This window comes from Hymenobacter sp. HDW8 (assembly GCF_011305775.1).
In the GTDB taxonomy this organism is placed as follows: Bacteria; Bacteroidota; Bacteroidia; order Cytophagales; family Hymenobacteraceae; genus Hymenobacter; species Hymenobacter radiodurans.
The window spans coordinates 999,397-1,011,858 of record NZ_CP049907.1 but is presented as its reverse complement, the minus strand read 5'-3'; the positions used below and the strand labels follow the sequence as shown (position 1 = coordinate 1,011,858).

9 protein-coding genes and 1 pseudogene are annotated in these 12,462 nt (G+C 54.9%); all 10 read left to right on the top strand.

The window, feature by feature from the left end; translation table 11 throughout:
- Window positions 1-6 precede the first annotated feature (6 nt).
- The 10 genes and pseudogenes from G7064_RS04225 (at window position 7) to fbp (ending at window position 12,459) form a co-directional block, all read left to right on the top strand.
- Complete coding sequence (locus G7064_RS04225) at window positions 7-351, top strand: cupin domain-containing protein (RefSeq protein WP_166072583.1); 345 nt, start codon at window positions 7-9, stop codon at window positions 349-351.
- Complete coding sequence (pelA, locus tag G7064_RS22210) at window positions 351-2,432, top strand: pectate lyase (RefSeq protein WP_240935728.1); 2,082 nt, start codon at window positions 351-353, stop codon at window positions 2,430-2,432. The genes G7064_RS04225 and pelA overlap by 1 nt, the downstream gene beginning before the upstream one ends.
- A 10-nt stretch (window positions 2,433-2,442) precedes the next feature.
- A complete protein-coding gene (locus G7064_RS04210) occupies window positions 2,443-3,972 on the top strand; it encodes a tagaturonate reductase (protein ID WP_166072582.1) in 1,530 nt (509 codons plus the stop codon).
- Entirely contained in the window at window positions 3,969-5,624 is a 1,656-nt protein-coding gene (locus tag G7064_RS04205; protein ID WP_166072581.1) for a UxaA family hydrolase, read from the top strand. Before G7064_RS04210 ends, G7064_RS04205 begins: the two co-directional genes overlap by 4 nt.
- A 258-nt stretch (window positions 5,625-5,882) precedes the next feature.
- Entirely contained in the window at window positions 5,883-7,340 is a 1,458-nt protein-coding gene (uxaC, locus tag G7064_RS04200; RefSeq protein ID WP_166072580.1) for a glucuronate isomerase, read from the top strand.
- 107 nt (window positions 7,341-7,447) lie between these two features.
- Entirely contained in the window at window positions 7,448-8,455 is a 1,008-nt protein-coding gene (locus tag G7064_RS04195) for a sugar kinase (RefSeq protein WP_166072578.1), read from the top strand.
- A 149-nt stretch (window positions 8,456-8,604) separates the two neighbouring features.
- The gene (locus G7064_RS04190) at window positions 8,605-9,261 is read left to right on the top strand and encodes a bifunctional 4-hydroxy-2-oxoglutarate aldolase/2-dehydro-3-deoxy-phosphogluconate aldolase (RefSeq protein ID WP_166072577.1); all 657 of its coding nucleotides are present in this window, start codon (window positions 8,605-8,607) and stop codon (window positions 9,259-9,261) included.
- Between the two features lie 76 nt (window positions 9,262-9,337).
- The gene (locus G7064_RS04185; protein ID WP_166072576.1) at window positions 9,338-10,687 is read left to right on the top strand and encodes an MFS transporter; all 1,350 of its coding nucleotides are present in this window, start codon (window positions 9,338-9,340) and stop codon (window positions 10,685-10,687) included.
- A gap of 53 nt (window positions 10,688-10,740) precedes the next feature.
- On the top strand, window positions 10,741-11,214 hold the full coding sequence (locus G7064_RS04180; protein WP_240935726.1) for a nuclear transport factor 2 family protein: 474 nt from the start codon (window positions 10,741-10,743) through the stop codon (window positions 11,212-11,214).
- 193 nt (window positions 11,215-11,407) lie between these two features.
- A pseudogene (gene fbp, locus G7064_RS04175) lies at window positions 11,408-12,459 on the top strand (class 1 fructose-bisphosphatase).
- Window positions 12,460-12,462: the final 3 nt, after the last annotated feature.

The following is a 12,462-nucleotide window of genomic DNA, read 5'->3' as shown; positions in this document are numbered from 1 at the left end:
CTGCTGATGGCAACTACATCCACGTCAGACACCTTCTTCGAATCCGATCGTCTTCCCTGGGAGACGGTCGGAGAGGGGGTGAGTCGGCAGATTCTTACCCACGAGCCTAGCTTGATGTTGGTACGCGTGAGCTTCGAGGCGGGCGCCGTGGGTGCCCTGCATCACCACGTGCACACGCAGATGAGCTACGTGGAAAGCGGCGTATTTCGGTGCACGGTAGGAGAGGAGGAACGCATACTAAAAGCCGGCGACGCTTTCTATGCGCCTTCCAATGTGTGGCACGGCGTGGTGTGCGAAGAAGCGGGAAAATTGGTGGATGCCTTCAGCCCCATGCGGGAGGATTTTGTGTAATGCCCCGAAGGCACCTATACGATGCATATGAAACAACTACTCAAATCACTTCTGCTGCTACTGCTGTTGGGGGGCTTTTTGCCCCCGCTCAGGCCCAGCGAATTGTGGTAGCTCAAAATGGCTCGGGGCAGTTTCGCACTATTCAGGAAGCTATCAATAGCCTGCCGAATGAAGCGGCTAAGCCACGGGTAATTCTGATCAAAAACGGCACTTACCGCGAGAAGCTTTTCATCGACGGCAAGAGCAATATCACGCTCAAAGGTCAGAGCGAAAAGGGGGCCATTATTACCATTTCGCAGGCCCGCGATGCCTGGCGCTGCGACCCCGTAAAAGGCGCCGATGACTGGGGCGTAGCGACGCTGAATATGCGTAACTCACCTGACATCACGCTCGAAAATTTAACCTTCATCAACAGCTACGGCTTTGATGCCAAAGGCGAGACTACCATTGACTGCCCCGCTGACCCAACGGGCAAGAAAGTGGTGCAAAAAGATGGTCACCAGATGGCCATGCGCACCTTCGGGGGCGCTACGCGGATTGCGGTTCGGCAATGCACTTTTCGCGCCTTGGGTGGCGACACGGTTAGCCCTTGGGATACCGAAGGTGGCATGTTCTATTTTCAGAACTGCACCATGGAAGGTGGGGTCGATTTCTACTGCCCCCGCGGCTGGGCTTACATCGAAAACAGCCGCTTTATCTGCCACAATATGTCGGCCGCAATTTGGCATGATGGCTCAGGTAATCGTGACTCCAAAACGGTACTGAAGAACTGCACTTTTGAGGGCGACGACAACTTCAAATTGGGGCGTTACCACCGCGAGTCGCAGTTCTATCTGATCGACTGCAAGTTTCCCAAGAACATGGCCGATGCCGACATTTACCATTCGCCTTCTGGGCCGGGTACGCCTAACTGGGGGCGGCGCGTGTACTATGCCAATTGCCACCGCGAAGGCGGCGACTACGCGTGGCACCGCGACAACCTAAACACCGCCGAAAATGCCCCCCAGGTGCGTGCGATTACGGCCAACTGGACTTTCGGCGGCCGCTGGAACCCCGACCCCAAATCGCCTATCATCAAAGCATCTGCCGCGCCAGTTAGCGTTGATACCATCGCTGAGAAAATGCTGGTGTATCAGCGTAGTGTAGGCGGCTGGCCCAAAGCTGTTGGTGATGTTAAAGTGGACTACACCAAGCCGTTGAGCACCGCTAAAAAAGCTGCTACACTCGACGATTCAAGTCGCAATGACGCCACCATTGACAATGATGCCACCACCCGGGAGATTAAGTATCTGATGGAGGCATTCAAGCAAACCAATAACCAAGCTTACCGGAGTGCGGCTCATAAGGGCATTCAGTATCTGCTGAAAATGCAGTATCCCAACGGGGGATTTCCGCAGTACTACCCCGACAACAGTGGCTACCGGCACTACATCACCTACAACGACAACGCCATGATGCGGGTGATGGTGTTACTTCGGGATGTAGCACAGCAGAAAGGCAACTTTGCCATCGTGAATTCAGCCTTGATACCGCAGGCTCAAGCTGCCGTGGCGCGGGGCATCGACTGCATCCTGAAAACGCAGTATGTACAGAATGGCAAGCTCACGGCTTGGTGTGCCCAGCACGATGAGAAAACCTTTCAGCCAGTGAAAGCCCGGGCCTTCGAACTAGCCTCGCTGAGCGGTATGGAAACCGTGGAAATAGTGGAATTCTTGATGGACGTGGATAAGCCTTCGCCCGAGATTAAAAAGTCTATTGAGGCGGCTGTGGCTTGGCTGGATATGGTAAAGATTCCGGGCTACGCAGTGAAGCTTATTGATGCGCCGAAGGAGCCCACCGGCAAAGACCGCGTGATTGTGCCGGAGCCTGGCTCGGTTATCTGGGCCCGCTTTTATGATTTGGAGACCAACAAGCCCATTTACGTGGGCCGCGACGGGGTGAAAAAAGCCACCCTAGCTGAAATCGAAAATGAGCGGCGTGCAGGCTATGCCTATGCGGGTACGTGGCCGGCTAAGCTGCTAGCGAAAGAATACCCCAAGTGGCAACAGAAGTGGGCCAATACCACCGGTGCGAAACTATAAGTACTAGATTATGAAAAATTTATCTCGCGCTGTAGCCTTGACAGACACTGAGGCACCCGTGCTCCGACCCACTGCTGCTCTGCTGGAATTGCCCGAAAAAGTGCTGCAATTCGGCACCGGCGTCTTGCTACGGGGCCTGCCCGATTATCTGATTGACAAAGCTAACCGCCAAGGTGTTTTTAATGGCCGTATTGTGGTTGTAAAATCAACTGATGGTGGTGACCTGACCGCTTTCGAGCGTCAGGATAACCTCTACACCGTCGGTATTCGGGGTGTGGAAGATGGCCAGACCGTAGAGGAAAATGTGCTGTGTGCGTCCATCAGCCGAGTGCTGTCGGCGAAAAGCCAGTGGGCGGAAGTGCTTGACTTTGCGGCTAGCCCCGACTTACAGGTTGTCATTTCCAACACGACAGAAGTAGGGATTCAGCTTTCGGCTGATAATATTCAGCAGGAGCCGCCACACTCGTTTCCGGGCAAGCTGCTAGCCGTGCTGTACGCTCGTTTTCAGGCCTTTGATGGTGATGTATCTAAAGGTCTAATCATTGTGCCCACGGAATTAATTCCGGACAATGGCAGTAAGCTAGAGGCGATTCTTTTGGAATTGGCTCATCGGAATGGCCTCGAACCGGAGTTTATTGAGTGGCTGGAAACGGCCAACACCTGCTGTAATTCCCTGGTCGACCGAATTGTGCCCGGCAAGCCCGACGCCGCTACTCAACAGGCGCTGACTACGCAGCTTGGCTACGAAGATGAGCTCTTGACCATGACAGAAGCATACCTGCTGTGGGCCATTGAGGGCGACGAGCGGGTGAAGGAAATTCTGTCTTTCCACCAAGCGGATAAGGGCATATTTATTCGGCCCGATATCAATCTGTTTCGGGAGCTGAAGCTGCGCTTGCTCAATGGTACGCACACGCTAAGCTGCGGCCTGGCTTATCTGAGTAGCTGCGAGACGGTGCGGGGGGCTATGGAGAATGATTCTGTCGCCACTTTTGTGCACAATCTGATGTTAGGAGATTTGCTGCCGGGCATCCCGTATGCCGTGGACGAGAAAGTAGGTCAGCGCTTTGGTTTGCAAGTGCTGGACCGCTTTCGGAACCCCTACATCGAGCACCGGTGGCTGGCTATTACCATGCAGTACACCATGAAAATGCAGATGCGCAACGTGCCCACTTTGCTGCATTATTACAAGCGGTTCAACACGGCCCCGCACTATGTGGCGCTTGGGTTTGCGGCCTATCTGCTATTTATGCGCGGCACTCGTCAGGAAGGTAAAACGTGGTACGGCACGGCCAACGGCACGGAGTATCCCATCAACGATGATCAGGCCGGCTACTTTGCCGAGTTGTGGAGCCGCAACTTATCTGCGTCCGAGTTGACAAACATTGTTCTACAAAATCAAACGCTTTGGGGCCACGACCTCAGCCAGTTACCAGGCTTTGCCAAGCGCGTAAGCGACAATCTTCAGCAAATGCTGGAAACGGGCGTTTCTGCCACGGTAGCAAAGCATTTAAATAAAAAAGCCACCTTAGTCAAATGAAGCATCAGGTAGCCCGAATTCATCCCGATGATAACGTATTGGTAGCCCTGGTTGATTTGCCAGAAGGCACGCCCGTACCGTGGGATGGAACGACCATAACCACGACGGCTCGAATCCCGGCCAAGCACAAGCTGGCTACCCGCGACTTCGAGCCCGGCGATTTAATAACCATGTACGGAGTGTTGGTAGGTAAAGTCCGTCAGTCGATACCGGCCGGGGGCTTGCTCACGACTAGCAATATTCAGCACGCCACCGACAGCTACGACGAACATCAACACGAAAAAGCCCCCTGGACGGCCCCTGACGTAATTCGTTGGCAAGACCGCACCTTCATGGGCTACCATCGTAGCGATGGACGCGTGGGTACGGCCAATTACTGGCTGGTTATTCCGCTGGTTTTCTGCGAGAACCGCAACGTGCAGGTGTTAGAAGAAGCATTGGTAAATGACCTGGGCTATGCCCGGCGCAAGAGCTATCAGCCCCAAACGCAGGCGCTGATTTCGTTGATGCAGGCGGGGAAGTCAGTGGAGGAAATTCTGCAAACTGACCTGCATAGCGACGAAAATGCCCCCCAAGGCCCAAACCGACTGTTCCCAAACGTGGATGGTATCCGGTTTCTGAGCCACGAGGGCGGCTGCGGCGGTATTCGCCAAGATGCGCAGACGCTTTGCGGCCTGCTGGCCGGCTATATCACGCATCCGAATGTGGCCGGTGCTACGGTGCTGAGTCTGGGTTGCCAGAACGCGCAGGTAACCATGCTGCAAGACGAAATTAACAAGCGCAGTCCCAACTTCGATAAGCCGCTGTTCATTCTGGAGCAGCAGAAAATTGGGACGGAAGAAGCAATGATTAGCATGGCTTTGCGGCAGACGTTTGCGGGCTTGATGCAGGCCAATCAGATGCGGCGCCAGCCCGCGCCGTTGAGCAAGCTAAACATCGGTTTGGAATGTGGCGGCTCCGATGGATTCTCGGGTATTTCGGCGAATCCAGCCGTCGGATACGTGTCGGATATGGTGGTGGCGCTGGGTGGCTCGGTTATTCTAGCGGAGTTTCCGGAGCTGTGCGGCGTCGAGCAGGAATTGGTGAATCGGTCGGTGGATAACGCTACGGCTGAGCGCTTTAGCCAGCTGATGAAAGCGTACGGCGACACTGCCATTGCTGTGGGCTCGGGCTTTGACATGAATCCTTCGCCCGGCAACATTCGGGATGGGTTGATTACCGATGCCATGAAGTCGGCGGGTGCAGCGCGCAAGGGTGGCAGCTCGCCAGTAGTGGCGGTGCTCGACTACCCAGAACCAGTGACCAAGCCTGGATTGAACCTACTTTGCACGCCCGGTAACGACGTGGAATCGACCACGGCTGAGGTAGGCTCGGGTGCCAATGTGGTGCTGTTTACGACTGGCTTGGGTACGCCTACCGGCAACCCGATTGCCCCGGTTGTGAAGATTGCGACCAACACGGCGCTGGCCAAGCGCATGCCCGATATCATTGACGTGAACACCGGCACCGTCATCGACGGCGAGGAAACTATCGAGCAGGCTGCCGAGCGCATTCTGGATTATGTGGTTCGGGTGGCTAGCGGGGAAGAAGTTGCTGCCGTGCGCCACGGACAAACTGATTTTATTCCGTGGAAACGCGGCGTTTCGCTCTAATAAATAAGAACGACCAAATCCCCTCCTCATCTGAGGAGGGGACGCGGCGCCAACGGCGCCGCTGGGGTGGTTGACCTCGTTGCTGATGTTGTTTAGTTGTTTAAAAAGGATTGAAAAAAGCCCCCCACACGCATCGTTCAACTAAATAACGACCTCAACCACCCCAGCCGCGCCTTCGGCACGGCATCCCCTCCTCATCTGAGGAGGGGAGCTACGTTCACTAATCAAAATTTGCACGCTACTTCACAGGTACCAACCATGAAAAAGCCCTTTCTCAACGACGATTTCCTGCTGCAAACGGAAACGGCCCAGCAACTCTACCATGAGTTTGCGAAGCAGATGCCCATTATCGATTACCATTGCCATTTGCCCCCCGACCAGATTGCGGAGGATCGGCAGTTCGAAAACATCACCCAAATCTGGCTGTACGGCGACCATTACAAGTGGCGCGCCATGCGCACCAATGGGGTAAATGAGCGCTACGTGACGGGTGATGCGTCAGATTGGGAGAAGTTTGAGAAGTGGGCCGAAACCGTACCACAGACCGTGCGCAATCCGCTGTATCACTGGACGCACCTGGAGTTGCAGCGCTACTTTGGCATCACGGAAGTGCTGAACAAGGACAGCGCCCGCCGCATCTACGACGCCTGCAACGAGAAGCTGCGCACGCCAGAATATTCGGTAAAGAACTTGCTGCTTAAAATGCAGGTGAAAGTGGTGTGTACGACGGATGATCCGGCCGATTCGCTGGAGTATCATCAGGCTATTGCGGCCCAGCCATTTGGAGTACAAATCTTGCCTACTTTCCGGCCCGATAAAGCCATGTCGCCGGAAAATGTAACGGCTTACAATAGCTACCTAGATAAGCTGGGGACAGCAGCTGACGTTACCATTGCTACTTATGATGACCTGCTGGAAGCGCTGCGTCGTCGCCACGATTTCTTCCACGCTCAGGGCTGCCGCCTTTCCGACCACGGCTTGGAGCGTCTGTACGCTTCTGACTATTCCGCGGAGCAAGTCGCTAATGCCTTTGCGCAAGTGCGTGGGGGGCAAAAATTAAATCAGGAAGATACCGAGGCGCTGAAATCGGAGCTACTGCTGGAACTGGCCCGCATGGACCACGCTCGCGGCTGGACGCAACAGTTTCACGTGGGCGCCCTGCGCAACAACAACGCGCGGATGCTGCGCCAACTCGGCCCCGATACGGGCTGGGATTCTATTGGTGACTTCCCGCAGGGCCGCGCCCTATCTACCTTCCTCGACCGCCTCGATTCATCAGATCAACTGGCCAAGACCATCCTCTACAACCTCAACCCCGCCGACAACGAGCTGATGGCGACCATGATTGGTAACTTTCAGGATGGCACGGTGGCCGGCAAAGTGCAGTGGGGCTCGAGCTGGTGGTTTTTGGATCAAAAAGACGGCATGGAGAAGCAGATTAACGCCCTGTCGAACATGGGCTTAATCAGCAAGTTTGTGGGCATGCTCACCGATTCGCGTAGCTTCCTTTCTTACCCACGCCATGAGTATTTCCGCCGCGTGCTCTGCAACCTGTTGGGCAACGACGTGGAAAACGGCGAGCTGCCCGACGATATGGAGCTGCTGGGGGGCATTGTAGAGAACATCTGCTACTACAACGCCAAGCAATATTTCGGCTTTGACGCGGTAGCTCAGGCGGCACCAACTGCTGCCTCAGGTGAGTACATGAAGGTATAGCCGCATTCATTGCCCATCTTGCTTGTACCACGAAATGAGGAGAAGCAGGGTGGGCTTAAAATTATCAGCAAATCAGCTTCGCTTTTTTCAGCATTCCTACCTTCCCGATGAAACAGGTTGTCACCTTTGGCGAGATTATGTTGCGGCTTTCGCCGCCTCTGAACTACCGGTTTACGCAAGCGGCTAGCTTCGAGGCGACGTATGGTGGGGGCGAGGCTAACGTGGGCGCGGCCCTGGCTGGGCTGGGCATACCGGCGGCGCACGTCACCTGCTTTCCGGCCAACGAGCTAGGCCAAGCTGCCACCCAAAGCTTCCAGCGCCTGGGCATGGACATGAGCCATACGGTGTACAGCGGCAAGCGGCTGGGGCTTTATTTCCTGGAAGTAGGTGCCTCCATGCGAGCCAGCAAAGTCGTCTACGACCGCGCCGATTCATCCTTCGCCAACCTTGATCCGGCCGCTTTCGATTGGGATGATATTCTGAAAAATGCCCAATGGCTGCACTGGACGGGTATTACGCCCGCCATTTCGGCCGCGGCGGCTCAGGCCATCGGTGAAGGTATTCAAGCGGCTCGCCGTATGGGCCTTACCGTATCGGCTGATGTGAACTACCGCCGCAATCTGTGGCAGTACGGGCAGCGCGCTCAGGATGTAATGCCGGACCTCGTAGCTGGCTGCGACGTGGTGGTATGCTCCGAGAATGACGCCGACGACTTGTTCGGTATTCGACCTGAGGCGGGCGCCGAGAATAAGTTTGCTTCCATCAGCGAGCAGCTGATGACTCGGTTTCCGCAAATTAAACAAGTAATCAGTACGCGTCGCAAAACCCAGAGTGCCTCTCACGAGCGCATTAAAGGTCAGCTGTTTGACGGCGCTTATTCTGAAACGCCCTACTACGATATCACGCCCGTGGTCGACCGCATTGGTGGTGGCGACGCGTTTCTGGGGGGCTTTATTTATGGCACGTTAACCTACGCTACGCCGCAGGAGGCGCTGCACTTCGCCGTGGTGGCTTCGGCCCTCAAACACACGATTCACGGCGACGTGAACTTGGTGACGGTGGCCGAAGTGGAGCACGTGTTGCAAGGAAATACGACCGGCCGCTTAGTGCGGTAGTCAGAAAAGTGCCGCGAAGCTTCCGCTTTGCAAATCGTTGGGGTGTTCTCAAAAAAGCCCCCCAACGCTCATCATTCCACAATTCACGGAGCTGAAGCTTGACTGCGTCATTCTTCGGTTCACGTTACAGCTTATCTCGATTTATCTCGATGCCTCGTTTTTCCGCTGACCATATTCTCGAAACCGTTCTGCGCCATCCCATCGTGCCGGTTTTTTACCACGCTGAAGCTGACTACGCGAAGCGTATTATGCAGGCTTGCTACGACGGTGGACTGCGGGTATTTGAGTTTACCAACCGCGGTGAAAAAGCCCCCCAGGTTTTTGCTGAGCTGGTGACTTTTGTGCGCGACATCTGCCCCGATATGTTGCTGGGAATCGGCACTATTTATCAAGCCGAAGAAGCGGAGCGCTTCATTGCCGCCGGCGCTGATTTTGTGGTGCAGCCCGTCACGACGGAATCCGTAGCGGCGGTGTGCCAGCAGCACGATGTGCCCTGGCTGCCCGGCGCCATGACCTTGAATGAAATCTATAACGCTACCCAGCTGGGCGCGAAGCTCGTGAAGGTGTTTCCGGGCAACGTGGTCGGGCCGGGCTATATCAAGAGCTTGCGCGGGCCCATGCCGACGGTGAAGATAATGGTGACTGGCGGCGTGGAGCCCACAACGGAAAGCTTGCAGGAGTGGTTTGGCGCCGGCGTAAACGTTGTTGGGATGGGTTCGCAGCTCTTTAAAAATGCCGATGATACCGAAGCGTTAAGCCGTCAAATTGCCGACTTGCTAAAGTTTGTAGATACCTTGAAAAAGTAGAGTTGCCCCGGGTGGCGCGTCGTTCGCGTCGTCGTTTTGCTTACGAATACTGCTCTGACTTTTATTCCCACAATCGATGATACCTTCTCCCACTCAATCGCCGCCCGGCACTCTGCATACTGCCTCTGAGAAGATGAGCAAGTATCGGTGGACCATCTGCGCGCTGGTGTTTTTCGCCACTACGGTCAACTACCTCGACCGGGCCGTTATTTCGCTGTTGAAGCCTTATCTGGAGACGGAGTTTAATTGGAATTCGGGTGACTATGCCAACATCGAAATTGCCTTCAAAGTAGCTTACTCGCTGGGTATGCTGGGGGCGGGTCGCATCATTGATGCGCTAGGCACCAAGATTGGCTACGCGTTATCTACTTTTTTGTGGAGCTTAGCCGCTATTGGCCATGCCTTTGTCAGCAGTACGATAGGCTTTAGCGTGGCGCGGGCTTTCCTGGGCGTAACCGAGGCTGGCAACTTCCCCGCCGCCATCAAGACGACGGCCGAATGGTTTCCACAAAAAGAACGGGCATTGGCAACCGGTATATTCAACTCGGGCTCCAACGTGGGCGCTATCATTGCCCCGCTCACCGTGCCGCTCATCGCCGAGACAATCGGCTGGAAATGGGCTTTCATTATCACTGGCGCTTTCGGTTTTGTTTGGCTTGCCTTATGGTTCATCTACTACGAGGTACCTGCTAAGCAAGCCCGCCTGACCAAAGCTGAATTCGACTATATCCACAGCGACGTGGACGATATGGCGGCGGCCTCAATTACGACCCAACCCAAGGTTTCCTGGTTTAAGCTGTTGACTTTCCGTCAAACCTGGGCCTTCGTGCTGGGCAAGTTCCTGACTGATCCGGTGTGGTGGTTTTACCTCTTCTGGTTGCCCGATTTTCTGAACAAGCAGTACGGTTTGAAAGGCACCGATGTGGCCTTGCCTGTGGCGGCGGTGTATGTGCTGTCGAGCATCGGTAGCGTGGGTGGCGGCTGGATTCCGCTGAACTTTATCAAGCACGGAATGCCCGCTTTTAAAGCCCGCAAAACCTCCATGCTGCTTATCGCGCTGTGCGTATTCCCGATTGTATTTGCCCAGTACCTCGGGCGAATTGATATGTGGCTGGCGGTATTGGTAATCGGGATTGCCGCGGCGGCGCATCAGGCCTGGAGCGCTAATATCTTCACTACTGTATCGGATATGTTCCCCAAGCGGGCCGTGGCTTCGGTTACGGGCATCGGCGGCATGGCGGGTGGTCTGGGGGGCATTTTGCTGACGGCGTTGGTGCAGAAGCAAATGTTCGTGTACTACGAGAGTATCAATCAGCTGGACAAGGCCTACTTCATTATGTTCCTGATTTGCGGTGGCGCCTATCTGCTGGCTTGGGTGCTTATGCACTTCCTAGCGCCGCGCATGAAGCAAATTTCCCTCGACTAAGTAGCTCGCCTCACGCTGCTGCGCGGTCCTTTCGCATTCTAACTCTCCCTGTTATGCAAAAACATTTTCTGCTGCTGGCGCTCCTGTTATTGGTGCTGCCGGTGCTCAGCTTCGCCCAAAACAAAAAAAACATGGATGCCGCGAAAGAGGTAGAAGCACTAGAGCGTCAGCGCTTTGCGGCCCAAGTGAAGAAGGATTACGCGCTGCTCGATAAGTACTTCGGCGATGATTTGATCTACACGCATTCCAACGGTAAGCAGGATAATAAAACCAGCTACATCCAGAGCATTCGCGATGGCAAAAGCGTGTATGATAAGATCGATGTGGAAGCGGTGAACGTGCGTGCCTATAACGACGGGCTAACGGCTGTGGTGAACGGCATTATTACAATTACCTCGCCGCCCAAACCTGATGGCCAGCTCAATATCGCTCACATCAAATACGTGGTTGTGCAGGTGAAAGACCCTAAAAAAGGATGGCAGGTAGTGCTCTGGCAATCGCAAAAGCAGCCGGAGGTAAAAAGCTAAGCCACAAGCATAACAAGAATATATCGGGTCGTTGCGCCATACCCCAACTGCGCACAAAAAAGACACATAATGATGTGTCTTTCCATAATCCCTGCAAGACAAGGTAGCTTCTTCTGAGTCGGGAGATGCTGCTTCCTGCCTTACATCTTCTGGCCTTGTAACGAATTCTCTGCTCCCCATTCATCCTACTCCTATGAATCCCGCTCACGAAAACAACCTAGCCCAGCCTGTTGGCACCACGCTCGATCGTTATATCATGCGCAATCAGTCCGAGTTTGCTTTTGCAACCGGCGAGCTGTCGCAGCTGCTGCGTGATATTGCCTTAGCGGGCAAAATCGTGAACCGAGAGGTAAACCGCGCGGGCCTTACCAGTATTGTCGGGACGTTTGGGGGGCAAAATGTACAGGGGGAGCAGCAGCAAAAACTGGATGTAGAGGCGAATATCCGCTTTATTCGGGCCCTCACTAATGGGAAGGAAGCCTGCGCAGTACTATCAGAGGAGAACGAAGATATTATTCAAACCGGCAACCCCGAAGGCCGCTATGTGGTAGCCATTGACCCGCTGGATGGCTCGTCGAACATCGATGTGAATATTAGTATTGGCACGCTGTTCAGCATTTATCGGCGCGTATCACCGATAGGAACCGAGGCCACGCGCGCCGATTTTTTGCAGGGTGGGCGCAAGCAGGTGGCGGCGGGCTACATTCTGTACGGCTCCAGTACCATGCTCGTATACACCACCGGGCACGGGGTGGCGGGCTTCACGTATGAGCCGTCGCTGGGTGAGTTTTTCCTCTCCCATCCCAATATCCGCATCCCCGCTAGCGGCCCCGTATTCTCCTGCAACGAAGGCTACTGGTTTGAGTACCCCGAGTACGTGCGCAAGTTCCTGCTGAGCTGCAAGCGCCGCACAATGTCGGGGCGCTACGTGGGCTCCCTGGTCGCCGACTACCACCGCAATCTGTTTACGGGGGGCATTTATTTGTACCCACCCAACAAAAAAGCCCCCAAGGCAAGCTACGCCTGCTCTACGAAGGCTATCCGCTGGCTTTCATCATTGAGCAAGCCGGCGGCTTAGCTTCGTGCGGAAAACAAGCAATTCTCGACCTCGAGCCCACCGATTATCATCAACGCTCCCCGCTCTTTATTGGCTCGCCCGAGTTAGTGGCCGAACTAATAGCGGGCAACGTGGAGCCCGTTACAGCCCCGGCCTACGAGGCTGCATCCGATCTGCATAGTGTTTGAGAA

Excerpts from the sequence above, each read along its gene's own strand:
- G7064_RS04225 (WP_166072583.1), top strand. The coding sequence starts at position 7 with ATGGCAACTACATCCACGTCAGACACCTTCTTCGAATCCGATCGTCTT.
- pelA (WP_240935728.1), top strand. The coding sequence starts at position 351 with ATGCCCCGAAGGCACCTATACGATGCATATGAAACAACTACTCAAATC.
- G7064_RS04210 (WP_166072582.1), top strand. The coding sequence starts at position 2,443 with ATGAAAAATTTATCTCGCGCTGTAGCCTTGACAGACACTGAGGCACCC.
- G7064_RS04205 (WP_166072581.1), top strand. The coding sequence starts at position 3,969 with ATGAAGCATCAGGTAGCCCGAATTCATCCCGATGATAACGTATTGGTA.
- uxaC (WP_166072580.1), top strand. The coding sequence starts at position 5,883 with ATGAAAAAGCCCTTTCTCAACGACGATTTCCTGCTGCAAACGGAAACG.
- G7064_RS04195 (WP_166072578.1), top strand. The coding sequence starts at position 7,448 with ATGAAACAGGTTGTCACCTTTGGCGAGATTATGTTGCGGCTTTCGCCG.
- G7064_RS04190 (WP_166072577.1), top strand. The coding sequence starts at position 8,605 with ATGCCTCGTTTTTCCGCTGACCATATTCTCGAAACCGTTCTGCGCCAT.
- G7064_RS04185 (WP_166072576.1), top strand. The coding sequence starts at position 9,338 with ATGATACCTTCTCCCACTCAATCGCCGCCCGGCACTCTGCATACTGCC.
- G7064_RS04180 (WP_240935726.1), top strand. The coding sequence starts at position 10,741 with ATGCAAAAACATTTTCTGCTGCTGGCGCTCCTGTTATTGGTGCTGCCG.